This is a genomic window from Pseudomonas sp. G5(2012) (assembly GCF_000408945.1).
Classification (GTDB): Bacteria; Pseudomonadota; Gammaproteobacteria; order Pseudomonadales; family Pseudomonadaceae; genus Aquipseudomonas; species Aquipseudomonas umsongensis.
Map to the genome: position 1 here is coordinate 218461 of NZ_APIO01000001.1, position 18568 is coordinate 237028.

Here is an 18568-nt window from a genome sequence, read left to right on the forward strand (position 1 = left end):
AAACCTATAGTAATCAGCTAGTTCCGATGTACTTGACACTGACATTTTGACATCGGAATCGAGGCCACCTAGCTTTAGGATTCTCCTAATTCTTGGTACTGAACATGCGTTCGCACGTTGAGGCAGGCGTCCTGGTAATCACACGAGATGCGCCACATGCTCGCAAAAAGCTAAGCGTCAGACGGCTGGAGGCACCGGTCAACATGGATTCCAACCGTCTGGAAAGACTTGGAGTGTTTTTTGTGCGCAGGATGCGTGGCTACTCTTTTTACACGATGGGTGCATACATTACAGCGCTAAAAAGAATTCTCAGTTTTCTAAAGAAACAAGGGCAAGAATGGCCAGCCGACGGGGCATGGCCGGTATTAATTTTTGAATTTTATTCCTACGTCTTACTAGATGATGCAAGAGAATCCAATCGTAATATCAGATCCAGCAGATGCGAATGGGGAACAATTTCCATACTGCTAGACTCGTTTATGAATGGCGGATTAATCCCGCGAGCGCCAATACCAACGGCTTCACTTCCGAATAGTAACAAATCCGCCTTTACTCAAAGTCAAAGCCCGCTCCTGGAAAACTTTACATCGAGAGACGCTAATTGGTGTAAAACACCACTCAAAAAATCTGAAGTTACTGATTTGTCTTATGCAATAAATGAAACCGCGTATTTCGAGAATTTAAAAAGCCAGCTTTCGAGCTCTATCGACGCAGCGATGAGCATATGCATAAAACATTGGCAAGGGGTGATGAGAAGTCACAACCTCGGAAATGCAATAGCAAATATGGCAGATGATACTATATTAGCCGATGCCATCAAAGTTGCAGGTAGAACAAAATCCTATTTTGGTAGGCACACCCACTTGGCGGACCCTAGGACGAACCTCGGCCTAGCATATTTCCTGGCTGCTACTAAGTATTATTTTTTCGACACCAATGAGTTAGATGCCCTGAATTGGAAAGCACTTGCTAAAATTCCATTTTTTCAAACCGTTGCCACGAGTTCTGTTATTCAATCAATAATCGTTGAGCGCTTGATTGCAGAGACCGGAGGCGATCAAGGCACCGGAAACTTCCCAGAACTACTAGGTAGGGCCATTGGGGTTCTAACCACTAAAGATTGCGCAGCCGCAGCAGCAATATTGATTCACGAACAACCAAGATTCACCCCAGAGGCCTTAACTTCGGCAAACATAATTGATAAAAATGGGGCGAGCCTTCTTAATATAGCGTCTCCAGCAGGGGAATTACTAGAATTCACCATTGACAAAAATAGGGCCAAAGCGAGAAAAGGCGGCTTACTGACCAAAAGGTGCTCAGAGGTTTTAAATCAGATAGTCTCTTCTACAGATCTAATCCGGAAAAAGATTAAGCGTACTCAACCAGAAATATCGCACAGACTTTTTCTCGTGGCGTCTAGAAATGGTTGCGGACACGTAGGAAAACTTGCTAGCAGCATGAATGGCATTAAATACCCGTGCATCTTTGACGATAACCGCGAAGCATTCTCTAGAGCCGGAATTGATAGAGGCTCGTTCACTTTATCACATATTAGGAACTCACGGGGCATATTACGCTGGCTTGAAACTGGATCTGTGCAAGAGATGGCTGCCCAGATGGGAAATACAAAAGCCACAGTTGTGAGTAGTTACTTACCTCCTTGGTTGCGCAAACAGATGGACGTATTGCTGATCAGGAGGTTCCAGCAAAAGACGATCATCCTTGCGACCGCAGACAAAAAGTGGCAACTTCCGGCATCAGACTTTGAAACAACAGAACAACTTCGCGCGTTCATCGAGAACATACTTATCACTGACCAATTCGGAAATCCATACTCGGATGAATTTATCCGAAAGTTCTCCTTAGTCAGTCAAGATCAAACATCTCAGAACAAAGGCGAGATGTACATCTGCATTTCACCAGAAACATTAGCAGCGCTAAGCACATACGTCTCCTTAATAGACGCGGACGGCAATGGAAAATCGACTTCACCCAGCACATGCGAAGGACTAAATGTTAACGTAGATCTGATTGTCAATCTCCACAAGCTGATTTTGGTAGCACTTTTCTCAGATCGAACTGAGAAACAAGGCTCTCCAATATTTGACTTAATGGCTGCTGGATCAACAGCCGAACTAATGGATATATGGAACGCGTCAAGAAAGCTTATTTCGCAACTCAAGAAAAGAATAAAATTTACGAATACTCCGGCAGAAAATGATGGCTAAATACAATTCGCGTAAGTATAACGACGAGCACGTCGAACAGTTGATCATGCAAGGTAAAGCCCTGCTCAATCCTGCGCCATTGTTTACGGATACGCAGCCGAGTTGGTTGCTGGAAGGCGGACTTGGAGAAGCCCGCTGGATAACTCAGAACGGAGGCAAGGAGTACTACGAGGACAATACATGGCACAACACATGCAACATCGATTTTGACATCAAGCTCCCTGACGGCTCGGGGCTGTTGGATCCACCGAACAACCTACCTCTAATTACGATTCAAAAATGGGCGTACCTGCTCAGATCCGGACAGCTCGGTAATGCGCCAGGGCCAAAGTATTGGAGCCAATGCGTAACCTGGGCTTTAAATTTCACGCGGTGGATATACCTACGAAAAGAGGTGTTTAGTCCACAGACCCATGGGTATACGCTAGTAGACGAGACAGATTTGAGCGAACTATTCGACTCATTATCCCAAGGAGGGTGGTGCGTAGCATTACTGTTACGAGAACGTGTATTCACTTGCTTATACTATCTTGCCTTCAAGAAAAACCCGTCTGAAGAAATGTTAAATAATTTACCAATCATTGATGAGAACATAAAATCAATGATTTGTGACGCGCTGCTGGCAAACAAACTATATCTACGCCACTCCCCAACTATCACGCAAACAAAGTCGATTTCAAGGCAGTTTCTGAGTGACTCGATTTACCACCCGATAAGGGGGTTCAAATCCAACAAGATTAGACTCATGCTCCGCACATTCGAAAACGACGACTCTTCTAACGCAATATTGGCACCCATAAGATCATATTTGCCGAATCCCAGCACAAGATATAGCCTTTGCGAAACTGCAGAAACTGAACGTGTTTCAGAAAGCTCGTTCTTTGGGCAGAGTGTAAGATGCGCAGCATTCTTTGCGGGTGGAAAAATCACGGATCTCGCGATTCCCAGTTTAGATGAGCCCATCACTGAATTGGCTCGCCCATATATCAACGAGCTCAAAAACGTCACCCACCAAAAGCTTATCCCTGTTGACCAAGGATTGAAGTTACTAAATGAGGCTGCTCTCTGGATCACGATGTATAGCTCCAGCATATTAAACCTGTATGAGATTTACATCTCGCGAAAAGTGTCAGTTGACAGTAAAACCAACGAATACGGCTATTATAAAGCTACCGGAGTCAACATAAGCTTATTTGACGAACTGGTTAGAGATTCAATAGAGGGTAAGCTTGAACCTCTTGTAAGCAGTGAGACAGTATTAGAACTTGGATTTGAACGAGCTTTTCAGTGCAAAAACCGGAACTTACAGAAGGGGCGGCTCTCGCTAATCCAATCCATTAATATATTAATTGGCGCATGTGCATATGCAATCGGAATGTTAAAACCAATGAGAGAGGGCGAGCTCACGTCGATACCTTTTAGTTGTATTGCGACGCATACAATGGGGGGATGCTGGCTAACGACGAAAGTAGAAAAATCCGCTCCGCTGGGAGCCTTTAGTGAGGAAAGCCGGCCCATACCCTATTTAACATACAGAGCGGTACATACTCTACAACTCTTGGGAGTGATCACTGCCAAGCATCATCACGATTCAGAAGCACCTCCTACACTCTTTTATTTCGGGTCACGAAATGGATTTAAAGACCCCGCGCCAAAATCTATATCTAGATCTGTATCACGCTGCATGGACTTTTTTTGCGATTACTTAGCGCTCCCATTAGACGAACATGGTCGCAGAAACTACTTCAGAGTACATCAGCTTAGAAAGTTTTTTCTCCTGATGCTGACGTGGACGGAGCGTCATCACGGGTGGGAGTGCGGAGCCTGGATGGCTGCACATCAGAATCCAGACCACTTGAAGTCCTATACAGAGGCTAATTTAGACGGATCAGAGATATCAGAGTGGGAGGCAGAGTATGCTCAGCAAAAACTTATGGCGCTGGATCTGGAAGCGGGGGCGAAACTGGGATCTAGCCATTCCGAACAAGCATATCGGGAAATACTCAGGCAATGCCATGTAAAAAAAATATCTAGATTATCTAAAAAGAAGTTTGAAAGTTATGTGAAAATGGCGTTGGCATCTGGAGAGATGTCAGTGGAGCTAGTGCAACTCCCACCGTTAGAAGGTAGCTCAACCCCACCTCTCGATATTGCTGTGATCATCAGGGAATGAAAAATGAAGATCAATACTACTACAAATATAAAAAACCGAATAAATTATCTTGAGAGCATTTTGCGCGAGGATATACCGCGCCCCAACCAAACAATACTAAAAGATGCAAGATCCTTCTGCGAATATGAAAAATAGCCTACAACACAGTCAAAGCGTATCTAAAAACATCTGCTTTGCATCTTTACAAGAACCACCCTTACCGTGACAACTGGGAGTATTTCTTGGCGCTTCGAGCGAACTGTTCAGCACTTCAAGCAACCGAGATTGATGACAAAAACCGCTCCATAATAACTGACCCCTTTGATTACAAGCTTGCATATACAAACGCAGTTTGGCATGCAACACTTTGCTCAAATGCTTATCTTGAATTGCGCCGAGACATCCTTGCATTGGCGAATTCTGGCGGGAATAATCTCGACATCCTGAAACTAAATAAAATTCTAGACAGGTCCAACGCTGCATATAGGCAAGTAGTCGACTTCTCCCCTCCTCCGGACCAACCTAAACTACATATAATTAAAGGCAATCAAAGTGCCTAAAAAACTGCACATTGATTATGACGCATGTTCTATACCTAGGACAAGGCGAAGTAAAAACCAACGGAAGAAGCATTATTCTGTAATGATATGGCCCAACGGCAAGCCATGCAGCCTCATCAACTTTTGGCTTTTGGATGTGAGCCTCAGAACTTCCGGAGAGACACTGAGGCAGTATTGCGTCCACATGAGTCACTTCGTAAGGTACTGCTACGCCAATAATCTGATGCTGCCTGATTTCGACAGTACCCATTTAGGGAAATTACAGGAATCTCTACTAGCCGAAACGTCATCTGATGGACTTCGGATACGACAAAATAACCACATCAACGCAATTCTAAACTCTGTCGTAGGATTTCTAGTATGGCTGCAAGAGCGCGGCGACCCACACACATATCATAATCTCGCGGGTACCGAGCCAGGTGTTTACAATGTACTCCTAGAACCGGCGAAAAATTCTTATGGCCGCTCATACTTCAAGCATGAGTTTAGCTTAACAAAAAACACACCACAGCATCATAAAACCGGCATGCCACAGCAGTTTATAGACGCAATAGAAAATCAAATATATCTCGAAGACGAACAGACAGAGAAAAGTCGAGCGTCCCCTAACGGCATCCAGTGGAGGAACTACCTTTACGAAAGGAGAGCTTTTATCCAATGGGCTATGCTGCGAACAGGTATGAGACCAGCAGAGCTTGAAGCCTTGCCTTTAGATTTAAACCTAGCACCTGCGACTACGAAAGTTCTTTACATTCCAACCAGAAAATTAAGGAACGACAGCCTTAACATCAGGCCGTTCAAGCTAAATCTAGACGGTGCATTCAATATCCAGCACTACCTCGAGGCTCGTAGAAAATTCTGCGACCATCTATCAAAATCGGGACTGGCATCTCCCATTCCGAATAGCTTTCTCTTGACGAAAGAGGGAGGACCATTAACCAGCCGTTCTTTATCCAAAGACTTTTCACGTCTCGTGAAACGCGCAGGACTTAATCAAGACAGAGTCTGTTTATCCATGTATCGGCACCGATTCATCACCCAAGAAGTATTGGTGCATATTAAGGAGGTTTTCCACGGTGAGACTATCTCGCGACGCTCACTAACCAACGCTGTGGTAAGGAATATCGAAGAAAGGATTCGAAAAAAAACGGGGCACAAACTAGGCAACTCGATTTGGCATTACTTTGACACTGCGTTTGACATGCTTGGAGTTTGGGGATCAGTAGATAACACACTTAGTAATTTGCAAAGTCTGAGCGACGCCGAAGACCAGCTAAAAAAACTGCAGCGGCAGGTCAAGTCAGACCGCTTTTCAAAATTAGAAATCAGTGCCGAAATCTCTAGAATTGAACAGTTAGTGAAAAAAATAAGAAATAATTTATTATTCTAAGTCGCAAACTCCACATCGACTTCTACTATGTGGTCAGGGACCGCCGTTTCTTGATATCAATAGGTTACTTTGTCTTATTCTGCGCGATCTCTCGCCCAGGATTCCCAGCAAGCCATCCGCCAGGTTCGAGAGATATGTTCCTAGAACTGGTTCGATCCAAAAAGCTAATATGCTTGGAGGCTGCCAAGAAAAACTTCGCATCTGCACTATGTCTTTCTTACCACTTTGTGGTTTTAAGCTTTTTACGGCCTTCTTGGTAATCAGCACAAAAAAAATGTAGATATGCGAATCCCTCTCAAGGGCGTTACCCAGGTCACCCTCTAACGCGATGCGCGCTACAACCAATGTTTCGCCAGCAATTCCATGGAGCGCATTTTATCTGCAGGGTCATGGGCGTAGGTCATGATGATCAGCTCGTTTGCCAGAGTTCGTTCGGTGAAACGTTCAAGGGTTCGGCATGCCGTATCGGGTGAGCCGACAGCCTTTATGTGCAGAAAGGATTCGGCGAAAGCTCTCTGCTGGGCTGTCCCCATGGCATCAGGTTCCACCGGGGGCTGAAGTTTCTGCCGGTTACCCGTACGTACATCCAGGATCATGCGTTGCGAAGTCGTCCACAGACGCATGGCTTCTTCGTCGGTGGGCGCAATCATGACGTTAATTCCCGCCATGACATAGGGTTTGGTCACCTGGGCGGTGGGAGCAGTCGGGTCGAACGAGCTTCGGTAAATCTCTAGCACTCGGTCCACTTCGTCAGGTGCAAAATGTGATGCGATACAAAACGGCAAACCAAGTTGGCCCGCAATTGAGGCCCCGGATACACTCGAGCCAAGTATCCAGAGCGGAATGTGGGTACCCGTCGAGACTCCGCCAACAATAGGATTGCTGTATGCCGTCCCCTTGTCACTAAACCATCCCGTAAGGTCGTAAACATTGTTGGCGAATGATTGCGGATCGGAGCCGGATCGATTCAATACTTGGGCAGTTAGCGCATCGGTTCCAGGAGCCCGTCCCAGGCCTAGGTCTATCCGACCAGGGAAAAAGTGCGCAAGCGTGCCAAACTCTTCCGCGACTTGCAGGGGAGCGTGATTCGGCAGCATAACGCCCCCAGAACCCACCCGAATACGTTGTGTCAGGGACGCTGCGCGAGCGATCAACATAGCGGGCGAGCTGGCGCCCAGATAAGCAGTATTGTGATGCTCGGCGTACCAGATTCGACTATATCCCAGCCTGTCAGCAAGCTGAGCAAGGGCCATTGAAGCATCCAATGCATCGTGAATGGAGCCGCCTTCCGTAACATGAACGAGATCTAGAATATTAAGGGGGATGTGACTGGTCATGGCGATCCTTGGATACTGAAGAAATCAGTGTCGTCACTCGATAAAAAACTGAAAGTGCCAAAATCAACCTTCAGTTTGTGGACTGGTAGCCACACGATGCTCCCGACATAACGCGATCCATATGGCGACTTGCCCGATGAATGCCGCAGCCGCAAGAATGGTGACGGCAGACAGTGCTGTCTGACTGCCAACGGCGGCAATAGAAGTACAAATGGCACCCGCGGTCATTTGTGTGAACCCATAGAATCCCGATGCTGAGCCGACGATATTCGGATGACTATTCATGGATTTCGCTAGAGCCGTTGGCCCGGCAACTCCAATTCCACAGCTAAATAAAAACATGAGGCTTAGCATCGTGACGATCTGGAGGTGCCCCGCCAGAATGGTCAGTAACAAGATGCACGCACTCACCAGGCAGAGAGTATTGCCAGCCAACAATAAGCGGTCGACGGGGATACGCTGTATCAGGCGACCAGTGAGAGCATTGCCTACCGACATGCCGAAGATCAAAAGTCCTAGGTAAAGGCCGACTTCGTGTAGTGGTCGATGCAGTTGCGTGACGAATACAAATGGCGCGGAAGCGATGAACGCGTATATCGAGGTGGTCGTGCAACCTCCACCGAGGGTAAATCCCATATAACGGGCATTACTCAACAATTGTTTATAGTCCTTCGCCAAACGAGATACGCTCAAGCCTCCGCTCGGGTTACTGGTTTCTGGTAATAATCGCCAAGTAAAAAAAAATGCTATCAGGCCCAATAAAGCCAGGAACCAGAATATTGCTCTCCATCCCAAAGTTGCAGAAATTGCACTACCAAGAATGGGAGCAAACCCTGGTCCGATCATCATCATGAGGTTAAGGAGCGCGAGCTGACTGACGACGGTTGTCGCGCCCGCTGTGTCGCGCACAATCGCACGACCGAGCGACAGCCCTGCACAGCCACCCAGCGCTTGCAAGAGACGCGCCCCGACCAGTAGGTATAGGTTCTCCGATAATGCCGCGCAAATACCGGCAATTGTGTATAGGCCTAGTCCGATCAGCAGCATAGGACGCCTGCCGAAGGTGTCGGACATCGGACCGTAAAAAAGTTGTCCAACGGCGAGACCAATAATGTACAGGCTGATGGTCATCTGCATATCGCCCGCACTCGCGCCCAACTCAGAGGCGGAGTAAGGCAAAGCAGGTACAAACATATGCATTGCCAAAGTGCCACTCATGGTTATGAGGACCAATAGGCTCATTGGGGGCATTTTATGTTCCATAATTTTCGGCATCGGCGAAGACTTGCAATAGCAGTATCAACACGCGCCAAGTTCGAAGACCTACCCCCTTGAAAAAAAGAGCACTCTCCAAATATTGGGAGCGGTGGACGGCTCTAACGTGCCGTGCTTCCGCCATCCACAGGCAAAGCAACCCCCACTACGAACGAAGCCGCATCGGAGCAGAGCCATACCACCGCGCGAGCAATTTCCTGAGGCTGAGCCATACGGCCCAACGGATTGGCGGTCGCCGCGCGAGTTTGCAGGTTTGCTCCAAAGCGATTATGCGTGAGCGCGGTCTCTACCAGACCGGGACATACCGCATTGATTCGAACACCTCTAGACGCGAACTCCACCGCAGCGGCCTTAGTAAGGCCAATGACTGCATGCTTTGCTGCTCCATACACCCCGTCGCTGGGTATGCCCACAAGTCCCGAGCGTGACGAGTTGTTAACGATCGCGCCCTTGCCTACGCTGAGCATGTGATCGAGTTCGGCGCGCATACAGTGCCAAACGCCCTCCAGATTTACTGCCATCACCTTGTCCCAGTTACTTTGGGTGGACGTCAGCAAACTAGTAGCCCCATCGGGAATCCCCGCGTTATTGAAGGCATAATCGAGACCACCAAAAATCTCAACCGTCGTTTGGACCATGGCTCTGACGGAGGCTTCGTCGCAAACATCAACCGAGATGAATAGCGCTCGCCCACCAGCTCTTACAATCTCAGTTACCAGCGCCTCACCCGCGCTCGAATTTTGATCCGCAATCACCACAGCAGCCCCCTCTTGGGCAAACTGAAGCGCGGTGGCACGCCCGATTCCGCTTGCGCCTCCCGTGACGATTGCTACCTTGCCATTCAATCTACTGCTCATCTGCTTGCTCCCTGGTTGGTGTCAATCGATGAGATGTCACTTCCGTCCCAACGACCGCCACTTACTAGTGCCAAATTGGCCAAAATATTTAGGATGAGCGTGTGATTCTTCCGCCAATAGAGAGTCATGTCGTAGATCCTTTCCGGTTCCTAAAACGAAGCACGCAGATGACAGCGCCCACGCAGCAGCCGCTTTACCAAGTCACAGGTAAAGAGTTGAGCCCGAACACGAATACGTTACGTTTGTAGTCGAGCTCTTCGAGCGGGATTGCCAATTGCAGAGTTGGAAATCTACGGAAAATAGTTTCGAAAACTACATGCAGTTCAAGCCTAGCCAGCGGCTGGCCCAAGCACTGATGGATACCAAATGAGAAGGCGACATGTGCCTGGTCTTTCGTTTCTCGATGGATATCAAAAGACTCTGGACTGGTGAACACCTCGGGATCATGATTCGCCGCATGCAGCAACGCCAAGACGCCCTCACCTTTGCGGATCAAATGGCCACCGATCTCAACATCCTGCGTGGCCACACGATTGGAGTTCATATGAGTGATCGAATGGAACCGCAACATTTCTTCCGCCGCACCGCGAGCCAGTAACGGGTTAGCGATTAGTGCCTCTTTTTGCTCTGGATGTTGAAGAAGGCTGACCAGCCCCAGACCTATAAGGTTCGCAGTTGTTTCATGACCTGCCAGATAAAGTAATACACCCATCTGAACCGCATCCTGGTGCGACAATTTTCCAGGGTTAATCCACTCAATCGCCATACGGCTGAGCAGATCTTCACCATCCCCCGGATCAAGTTCCTTTTGACGCAGCAACTTGCTGATGTAGGCCTCCATGTTGCGAGCTGCTTCGTTGAGTTTCTCTGGCGCTAAACTCAAGTTTTGCCGGTCCCGGCTCCACTCCTGCAAATCGGCGTGATCCTCATAAGGAACACCAAGCATGATGGAAATCACCAGCGAAGGCAGAGGCAACGCGACTTTCTCAATAAAGTCCGCTGGCGCACCGTCGCACTCCATATCATCGAGAAGCTTATCCAGCGCTGCCTGCACCTGCGGGCGCATCGCCTGCATGCGCTTGACCATGAACTCCTTGGTCAGCATACGGCGGAAAGTGCCATGATCTGGAGGATCCATGGTAATGAAGGTTTGATACGACCGAGACTGTGCTGCCCGAGATGGCGAGATAAAAGGGAAACCGGCCGTATTAGGATTCGCACTGAAATGAGGGCTCGTCATCAATTCACGAAACTCCTCCATCCGAGTCACGATCCAGGCATCACTTCCATCCCAGAGTTTGACTTTGGATATTGGCTCTTGTGCACGCATTTGCGCGTACTCCGCCGGCGGGTCCATCGGACAGCGATCGTCGCGAGAAAACGGAAACGTTAGTTCGGCAAACGGACAGGTTGCACTGGGAGCGGCCGTGACATTTTCTTGTTTTGTGTTCATGGGCTTCTCATTCTCAAATAGTTAGACACGAGTGCTAATTCAATTCGCCGTCATGGCAGGCCATTCATCGCGAATGCATAATGTATAAAACTTGAACTATTGGCGTAGACCGCACTGCCATATCACACTGTGAACGGTTGATCGAAATCTAAGTAAGCATCAGCCAATTAGATCAAAGCCAGTTAATCCATCACCTCAATCATTTAAAGGCTGATCAATTCGTGAAAAGCTTTTATAGACATCTAAATAAAAACACCACCACGGTCCGCTATCCAATAGTTTTTTCACCTCATACCAGACCCATCGCATCTGATAGAAACTCTACGGTGAACACACCCTTGAAGCGGGATGCAGCTTGCGAATTTTTATTCCTTCTCACAGGCTATCGCCTGTTGCGAATAGCAAGATCGGATTATTAGAAAGCTTCTATCAACATCGGCAGTGAATCAAACAGATCAGCGACCAAACCGTAATCGGCCACCTGGAAGATCGGCGCTTCTTCGTCCTTGTTGATCGCAACGATCACCTTGGAGTCTTTCATGCCGGCCAGGTGCTGGATCGCGCCGGAGATACCGACCGCGATGTACAGCTGTGGCGCAACGATCTTGCCGGTCTGACCAACCTGCATGTCGTTGGGTACGAAACCTGCGTCGACCGCGGCGCGCGAAGCACCCACGGCAGCGCCCAGCTTGTCGGCCAGGTCGTACAGGTGCTTGAAGCTGTCGCCGTTCTGCATGCCACGGCCGCCGGAAACGACGATTTTGGCAGCGGTCAGTTCCGGACGATCGGACTTGGCCAGTTCTTCGCCGACGAAGCTGGAGATGCCAGCGTCGTGAGCAGAGGAAACGGCCTCAACGGAAGCGGAACCACCTTCAGCGGCTACCGGGTCGAAGCTGGTGGCACGAACGGTGATCACTTTTACCGCAGCGTTCGACTGAACGGTAGCGATGGCGTTACCGGCGTAGATCGGACGCTTGAAGGTATCAGCGCTTTCAACCGAGATGATCTCGGAGATCTGGTCGACGTCCAGTGCAGCGGCAACACGAGGCAAAATATTCTTGCCGTTGGACGTGGCCGGTGCCAGAACATGGCGATAAATAGTGTGCTGTTCAATCACCAGACTGGAAATTAGCGGGGCGACGTTTTCCGGCAATTGATGAGCGTAGGCGGCATTGTCAGCCGACAGAACTTTACTCACGCCTGCGATTTTCGCCGCAGCTTCCGCCACGGCACCAGCGCCCTGACCTGCAACCAGCACGTGGATGTCGCCGCCGATTTTGGCGGCGGCAGCCACGGTGTTCAACGTGGCCGGAGCCAGCACTTTGTTGTCGTGCTCAGCGATTACCAAAATAGTCATTAGATCACCTTCGCTTCGTTTTTCAGTTTCTCGACCAGTTCCGCCACCGACTTGACCTTGATACCCGCGCTACGTGCAGCAGGCGCTTCGACTTTCAAGGTTGTGTTGGTGGAGGCGGCGGAAACGCCCAAAGCGTCCGGAGTCAGCGTCTCGAGAGGCTTTTTCTTGGCTTTCATAATGTTTGGCAGGGATGCGTAGCGCGGCTCGTTCAAACGCAGATCAGTCGTGACGATGGCCGGCAGCTTCAAGGAAAGGGTTTGAACACCGCCGTCTATTTCGCGGGTGACAGCCACGCTGTCCCCAGATACTTCGATTTTCGAGGCGAATGTTCCCTGACCGTAGCCGCTCAAGGCAGCCAGCATCTGGCCAGTCTGGTTGTTATCGCTGTCGATGGCTTGTTTACCAAGGATCACCAACTGAGGCTGCTCCTTGTCGACAACAGCCTTGAGCAGCTTGGCAACGGCCAGGGAAGTCAGATCGTCGGCGAACTCGACGAGGATGGCGCGATCGGCACCCAGAGCCAGCGCGGTGCGCAGTTGCTCTTGGGCGGTGGACGGGCCCACGGAGACGACGACTACTTCAGTCGCAACACCCTTCTCTTTCAGGCGTACCGCTTCTTCCACGGCGATTTCGCAGAACGGATTCAAAGCCATTTTTACGTTAGATAAATCGACCCCCATCTGGTCTGCTTTGACGCGGACCTTGACGTTGTAGTCGACCACTCGTTTCACCGCAACCAGCACTTTCATCCCGTCGTCTCCAAACATTTTCAGTTTTAGAGCTAACCATCGCATTGCCTCGGCTGACCAATAGTTTTAACCGTTGAACCCATTCGCTAAACCAATGGATGAGTTTTGATATAGAGATTGCGTCGACCATAGCGAACCACGCTCACGTGATCGTTATTTCATATTGGCCGGCAATCTGCCTCAGCACTATCGTTCAAAAAACACCATCATCGCTGCACGTGATTGAGTTCATGCAGCCTCAGGTCAGAGAGTCTCATCATGCTCAAAGTGTGCATTTTCGGAGGGGGCGCCATCGGCGGTCATATCGCCGGTCATCTGGCTCGCGCAGGTTTATGTGAGGTCAGTCTTGTCGCCCGAGGTAAAAATTTGCAGGCCATACAGAAGAATGGCTTGCGCGTGATAACGCCTGAAAATGACTTCACTGTTCAAGTCAAAGCCTGTGAAAAAACCAACGCACTGGGCGTGCAGGATTACGTTTTCCTTACCGTTAAATCGCACCAGCTAGAAGCCGCGCTGGAGCAGATCTCACCGTTGATAGGTCCGCATACCACCATTATCCCGCCGACAACGGCCATTCCTTATTACTTCTTTCATCGCTGGCCTGGTTCTTTGAATGATCGGCAACTACCCCTCCTCGACCCCGATGGCAAACAATGGCAGAGCCTGCCCCCTTCCCAGGTAGTCGGCTGCGTTTACTGGATCGGTGCCCACTTGGTCGAGCCGGGTGTGGTCGCTCAGGATGGTGCCAAAGCTGGTTGCCCAATCGGCGAACTGGATGGCAGTCACTCACCTCGGGTGCTCGCTCTCAGTGAACTTCTCACCCGCAGCGGCATTACTTCGCGAGTCAACGACAACATCCGTTCTGCCATCTGGGTCAAGTTCGTCAATAGCCTGTGTTGGAACCCGGTCGCCGTGCTGACCTTGGCTACCCTTGGTCAGATGCAGGATGCAGGTGGCGTGGTGTCGATAGTGACAGCACTGATGGGCGAAGTGGATGCCATCGCCGAACGAATTGGATTGGTGGTCTCTCCTGGGCCAGAGAAGCGTATCGCCATGACCCTCTCTGCCGGCGAACACAAGATGTCGATGCTCCAGGATCTTGAAGCCGGTCGCCCACTTGAATTGTCGGCGCTGAAGCAATCGCTGCACGCCATACGCGAACTCACCGATCAACAGACACCACTGCTCGACTCCGTATTGGCGCTGGCCAGCCTACGCGCTCAAAAGGTGAGTCACTCGAGCACTTTGTAGAAACGAGTTGCTCGCTTCGACAATGAAACGGATCAGACACAACTGCATTTTTTGCAACAGGAGCTGTACCAATGACTTCATCTTCGGTGACAAACAACGCCTACAACCCGCCCCGACCACTAGACGGTATTCGCGTCGTCGAGGCGTGCAGTTATATTTCCGGACCCTTCTGTGCCCAGATGCTCGGTGACCTGGGCGCCGAAGTAATCAAAATCGAACCGCGCACGGGCGACCCCTATCGGAATTTCGGGCATGCCCGCGATGGTGTCGGTGTGGTCTGGACCAATGCCAACCGTGGTAAACAAAGCGTCGCTCTCGATCTCAAGAACTCCGCGGACCTGGAGCACCTCAAAACGCTGATCACAGGGGCCGACCTGTATATTGAGAACTGGCGCCCACACGTGTCCGCGTCCCTTGGATTAACGTTCGAGCAACTGCGTTTGATCAATCCGCGCTTGGTCCAACTTTCTATCACTGGATTTGGCCCTGATGGGCCGCTCGCCAGCGAGCCTGCGTTCGATGCACTGATCCAGGGCCGTACCGGCTTGCTGAGTTATGAGGCGGACAGCTCGGCACCACGAACAACCAATACATTCTTGGCCGACAAAGTGGCGGCCGTCTTTGCCGCCCAAATTGCGTTGTCTGGCCTGATAGAGCGCGATAGAAGTCAACAAGCCGTGCACCTGCAGACGTCGATGCTGGACATCATGACGTACTACAACTTCCCCGACATGCTGCATAACCAAACCTACCTGGACGATGACTCCGAAGTCACGCTAGCGCCACAGCCTGTACTGGCAACGGCGGATGGCTATCTGGTGCTATCGCCGGTTTCGGGCAAGCAACTTAGCCGCACACTGGAAGCCGTCGGCCATCCAGAATGGAAGGAAGAGTTGCGCAATATTGCTGATCGAAAACAAATGACCCACACCTTTTTTCAACGCATCGCAGCTCCGCTCAAGCAGCGCGACACCTCTACCTGGTTGGAGATTTTCCGTGAGTTGGATGTCCCGGCAGGCCCCGTCAACCCGCCTGGTGCCCACTTACAGGATCCACAGGTGGCTCATAACCAACTTTACTGGCCTGTCGAAACGTCCCAGGGCACCGTCCGGGCGGTTCGTTATCCCGCCAGCTTCAACGGCCATTTGTTGCGACCACGCGGCCCTGCACCTGCGCTTGGTGAAGGCAACAAACGTTTGCTGAACAGCTGATATCGAGGAGAGCACCCGTGCCTATCATGTTGAGAGGGATAGAAGGGATCAAAGCCCACGTCGGCTTTAATCTTGGCAAAAGCAGCTGGCTGGAGGTCAATCAAGAAATGATCGACAGCTTTGCCCGCGAAACTGAAGACCGCCAATGGATATATGTCGACCCACAGAAGGCACGCCAAGGTCCATTTGGCACAACCGTCGCTCAAGGCTATCTGACCCTGGGCCTGGTAGCGGCCATGCTGCAAGACATCTATGTGCTGGAAGGTGTGGGTGTGGGTATGCACTATGGAATTGACAACATGAGGTTCCCGCTCCCGGTACCGGTCAACGCCAGCATTCGCTTAGAGGCGATGCTCAAATCGGTGACCTCCTTCGAGGACACTGGCGAAATTGTGCTGGCCTGCACGGTCGAATGTGATGCGACTCAAACGCCAGTGATGCACGGAGACATCATCTACAGATTCTGGCCAGAACACGCCAATGACAAGCGGCCGGCGTCAGAAGCATCAGGAGTACGATAGTCGAACGCTTTATGACGTAAATACACTGACTGCGCGTGTGCCATTGACGCGCTCAATGTATGGTCGATGTCCGATAAAATAAAAATCGTAGAAGGAATACATAGACCATGAACATGCGTCAGCTGCAGTATTTTCTGGCCGTCGCCCATGAGCTCAATTTTACGCGTGCGTCGGAACGGGTAAACATTGCGCAGCCGGCCCTGAGCCAGCAGATCATTTCCCTGGAGGAAGAGCTTGGCACCCCGCTGTTTACCCGGGAAAAACGCAAGGTCCTGCTCACACCCGCCGGTGAAATTCTTGTGGAGCATGCACAACGGGTGCTCAATACTGCGTCCGCGGCCATTGCTGCCGTGCGCGCCGCTGAACGCGGGGCCCAGGCGCACCTAATGGTCGGGGCTATCTATACCGCGATCTATTCGTTCCTGCCCAACACCCTACGCTTGTTTAAAACGTTAGCGCCTAGCTCTGATGTCGGCCTGCAGGAAATGACCATTGCTCAACAGATTACCGGGCTCAAGGAAGGCACCATCGAGGTCGGCTTGGTGCGCGGGCATATCTACGACAGCAGCATCATCACTGAGTTGTTGTACCGCGAACTATTGGTGGTCGCGGTACCTCGCGGCAGTGAATACGACAAACCCGGTGCAGTGGAGCTGGGCGAATTGGCCCGCTGGCCTCTGATCGCCGTGGCGCGTGGCACAGCAAGGGGTTATGCAGATCGCATTCTAGATATCTTCGAAGACGAGAACTTCAAGCCAAACATCGCCAAGGAAGTCTACGATATGCACACGTCTACCTGCCTGGTCGCAGCGGGCATGGGCGTAGCCGTTGTGCCGGCAATAATGCAGATTATGCAACCCCTAGGCATTGCCTATCGACCATTGAAAGCAGAGACGCCAGGGGTATCGTTTTCGCTGGCCTGGCACAAGGATACCGCCCCACCTTTGCTGGAGCCCTTCCGCGAGGCGGCCCGCCATAACGCGAGCCTTTTGATGCAGGAGCATCCGCATCTTTTCCTCGAGAAGACTACCTAAGCCTCTTACCTAGTCGAATGATCAACCAACCAGTGATCCACTTCCTCAGTGTGTTCGCCCAATAGCGGTGCCGCGCTCACCGGTTTGGTCTGGGCGCCAAAGAAGTGCACTGGCGGCCGCATCTCCAGATAGAGTCCTTCGCTGGGATGTTCGCGTTCACGGAAGAACGCAGTCGCTGCCAGGTGTGGATCACTGAACAGATCCTCCAGGTCATTGACTCGACAGGCCGGAATATCATGCCGCGCCAACAGCTCGAGCCAGAATTCCGAACTGTGTTCAGCCACCATGCGAGCCATTTTTGCCTGCATGAGGTCCAGCCCGCGAAAGCGTTCACGTGGGCTGATCAGGCCTTCACGTTGTAGAAAATCGCTTTGCCCGGTGATTTCGAAAAAGCGTACCCAGCGTTCATCGGTGTAAGGCGCGATGGACAGGTATCCATCGAGACTCTTGATTGGCTGACGCTGCGGGTCCAGTTGCCGGGGATAACCCACAGACTCCTGGGGGGGCACGAAAGCGCGCCCATAGAGGTGATCCTGCAGCAGGAAATGGGTGAAGCATTCGAACATGGGCACTTCCACCGCCTGGCCTCGACCAGTGCGCTGACGATGCAGTACCGCGCCCAACACGGCGTATACCGCGTGAAGACCCGATACCTTGTCTGCCATTGCCATGGGCAAAAAACGCGGTTGAGGGTCTCCGTCAGTGCGTGAAAGCAAGCTGGCGGCGCCGGAGGCCGCCTGAATGATATCGTCGTAAGCAGCGCGTCCGGAGTAAGGCCCGTCAGAGCCGAATCCGGTGCAATGAACTACCACCATGTCCTCACGCACCGCCTTGACCGAGTCGTAGTCCAGGCCAAGCCGCGCCAAGGCATCGCTGCGCAAGTTATGAATGAATACGTCGCAACGACTCAATAACCGCCGCAACCGATCCTTGCCATCAGCGCTCTTGAGATCCCAGACCACAGAGCGTTTCCCCCGGTTGAGCGTCATATGCGCCGGGCCCATGCCACGAGTAAAACGCGGCTTGCCAACCCGGCGGATTTCATCACCGGTGCCGGGTTCAATCTTGATCACCTCGGCGCCCATCTCGGCCAACGTAGCCGTGCAATAAGGACCGAAAATCACACTGGTCATGTCCAGGACACGAATGCCTTGCAGTATCGCCGTATCAGTCATGACTGACCTCCAGATCGC

The 18568-nt window shown here is 51.0% G+C and carries 14 protein-coding genes; 7 read left to right on the forward strand and 7 right to left on the reverse strand.

Going from position 1 to position 18568, the window contains the following annotated elements:
- Nucleotides 1-104 precede the first annotated feature (104 nt).
- The 3 genes from PG5_RS00970 (at nucleotide 105) to PG5_RS00980 (ending at nucleotide 6330) form a co-directional block, all read left to right on the forward strand.
- Nucleotides 105-2228 (forward strand): hypothetical protein, encoded by a 2124-nt coding sequence (locus PG5_RS00970; RefSeq protein WP_155943688.1) that lies wholly within the window; start codon nucleotides 105-107, stop codon nucleotides 2226-2228.
- Nucleotides 2229-2274: 46 nt separating this feature from the next.
- On the forward strand, nucleotides 2275-4401 hold the full coding sequence (locus tag PG5_RS00975; RefSeq protein ID WP_155943689.1) for a hypothetical protein: 2127 nt from the start codon (nucleotides 2275-2277) through the stop codon (nucleotides 4399-4401).
- Nucleotides 4402-5124: 723 nt separating this feature from the next.
- Complete coding sequence (locus tag PG5_RS00980; protein ID WP_177326127.1) at nucleotides 5125-6330, forward strand: hypothetical protein; 1206 nt, start codon at nucleotides 5125-5127, stop codon at nucleotides 6328-6330.
- A gap of 335 nt (nucleotides 6331-6665) precedes the next feature.
- Here the strand turns inward: PG5_RS00980 and PG5_RS00985 are convergent, their stop codons facing one another.
- From PG5_RS00985 to PG5_RS01010, 6 genes are all read right to left on the reverse strand, one after another.
- On the reverse strand, nucleotides 6666-7667 hold the full coding sequence (locus PG5_RS00985) for an LLM class flavin-dependent oxidoreductase (protein WP_020795225.1): 1002 nt from the start codon (nucleotides 7665-7667) through the stop codon (nucleotides 6666-6668).
- A 63-nt stretch (nucleotides 7668-7730) separates the two neighbouring features.
- Entirely contained in the window at nucleotides 7731-8942 is a 1212-nt protein-coding gene (locus PG5_RS00990; protein WP_042955124.1) for a multidrug effflux MFS transporter, read from the reverse strand.
- Nucleotides 8943-9043: 101 nt separating this feature from the next.
- Nucleotides 9044-9799, reverse strand: coding sequence for a glucose 1-dehydrogenase (locus PG5_RS00995; protein ID WP_042955125.1), 756 nt, complete (start codon nucleotides 9797-9799; stop codon nucleotides 9044-9046).
- A gap of 193 nt (nucleotides 9800-9992) precedes the next feature.
- On the reverse strand, nucleotides 9993-11252 hold the full coding sequence (locus PG5_RS01000) for a cytochrome P450 (protein ID WP_218187879.1): 1260 nt from the start codon (nucleotides 11250-11252) through the stop codon (nucleotides 9993-9995).
- Nucleotides 11253-11667: 415 nt separating this feature from the next.
- Nucleotides 11668-12609, reverse strand: coding sequence for an electron transfer flavoprotein subunit alpha/FixB family protein (locus PG5_RS01005; RefSeq protein WP_020795229.1), 942 nt, complete (start codon nucleotides 12607-12609; stop codon nucleotides 11668-11670).
- Complete coding sequence (locus PG5_RS01010; RefSeq protein ID WP_020795230.1) at nucleotides 12609-13358, reverse strand: electron transfer flavoprotein subunit beta/FixA family protein; 750 nt, start codon at nucleotides 13356-13358, stop codon at nucleotides 12609-12611. The genes PG5_RS01005 and PG5_RS01010 overlap by 1 nt, the downstream gene beginning before the upstream one ends.
- Nucleotides 13359-13616: 258 nt before the next feature.
- Between PG5_RS01010 and PG5_RS01015 the strand changes: the two genes are divergently transcribed.
- The 4 genes from PG5_RS01015 to PG5_RS01030 all read left to right on the forward strand — a co-directional run bounded on the left by PG5_RS01015 (nucleotide 13617) and on the right by PG5_RS01030 (nucleotide 17375).
- Entirely contained in the window at nucleotides 13617-14609 is a 993-nt protein-coding gene (locus PG5_RS01015) for a ketopantoate reductase family protein (RefSeq protein WP_020795231.1), read from the forward strand.
- A 71-nt stretch (nucleotides 14610-14680) separates the two neighbouring features.
- The gene (locus PG5_RS01020; protein WP_020795232.1) at nucleotides 14681-15820 is read left to right on the forward strand and encodes a CaiB/BaiF CoA-transferase family protein; all 1140 of its coding nucleotides are present in this window, start codon (nucleotides 14681-14683) and stop codon (nucleotides 15818-15820) included.
- Between the two features lie 26 nt (nucleotides 15821-15846).
- Nucleotides 15847-16341: a MaoC family dehydratase gene (locus PG5_RS01025; protein ID WP_052024658.1), complete on the forward strand. Its 495-nt coding sequence runs from the start codon at nucleotides 15847-15849 to the stop codon at nucleotides 16339-16341.
- A 107-nt stretch (nucleotides 16342-16448) separates the two neighbouring features.
- Entirely contained in the window at nucleotides 16449-17375 is a 927-nt protein-coding gene (locus PG5_RS01030; protein ID WP_020795235.1) for a LysR substrate-binding domain-containing protein, read from the forward strand.
- 5 nt (nucleotides 17376-17380) lie between these two features.
- Here PG5_RS01030 and PG5_RS01035 read toward each other — a convergent pair whose 3' ends face one another.
- Entirely contained in the window at nucleotides 17381-18550 is a 1170-nt protein-coding gene (locus PG5_RS01035; protein ID WP_020795236.1) for a CaiB/BaiF CoA-transferase family protein, read from the reverse strand.
- Between the last annotated feature and the right edge of the window lie 18 nt (nucleotides 18551-18568).

Coding starts and splice junctions, on each gene's coding strand:
- PG5_RS01005 (WP_020795229.1), bottom strand. CDS start 12,609: ATGACTATTTTGGTAATCGCTGAGCACGACAACAAAGTGCTGGCTCCG.
- PG5_RS01015 (WP_020795231.1), top strand. CDS start 13,617: ATGCTCAAAGTGTGCATTTTCGGAGGGGGCGCCATCGGCGGTCATATC.
- PG5_RS01000 (WP_218187879.1), bottom strand. CDS start 11,252: ATGAACACAAAACAAGAAAATGTCACGGCCGCTCCCAGTGCAACCTGT.
- PG5_RS01020 (WP_020795232.1), top strand. CDS start 14,681: ATGACTTCATCTTCGGTGACAAACAACGCCTACAACCCGCCCCGACCA.
- PG5_RS01010 (WP_020795230.1), bottom strand. CDS start 13,358: ATGAAAGTGCTGGTTGCGGTGAAACGAGTGGTCGACTACAACGTCAAG.
- PG5_RS00975 (WP_155943689.1), top strand. CDS start 2,275: ATGCAAGGTAAAGCCCTGCTCAATCCTGCGCCATTGTTTACGGATACG.
- PG5_RS01030 (WP_020795235.1), top strand. CDS start 16,449: ATGAACATGCGTCAGCTGCAGTATTTTCTGGCCGTCGCCCATGAGCTC.
- PG5_RS00970 (WP_155943688.1), top strand. CDS start 105: ATGCGTTCGCACGTTGAGGCAGGCGTCCTGGTAATCACACGAGATGCG.
- PG5_RS01025 (WP_052024658.1), top strand. CDS start 15,847: ATGTTGAGAGGGATAGAAGGGATCAAAGCCCACGTCGGCTTTAATCTT.
- PG5_RS00995 (WP_042955125.1), bottom strand. CDS start 9,799: ATGAGCAGTAGATTGAATGGCAAGGTAGCAATCGTCACGGGAGGCGCA.
- PG5_RS00980 (WP_177326127.1), top strand. CDS start 5,125: ATGAGTCACTTCGTAAGGTACTGCTACGCCAATAATCTGATGCTGCCT.
- PG5_RS00990 (WP_042955124.1), bottom strand. CDS start 8,942: ATGCCGAAAATTATGGAACATAAAATGCCCCCAATGAGCCTATTGGTC.
- PG5_RS00985 (WP_020795225.1), bottom strand. CDS start 7,667: ATGACCAGTCACATCCCCCTTAATATTCTAGATCTCGTTCATGTTACG.
- PG5_RS01035 (WP_020795236.1), bottom strand. CDS start 18,550: ATGACTGATACGGCGATACTGCAAGGCATTCGTGTCCTGGACATGACC.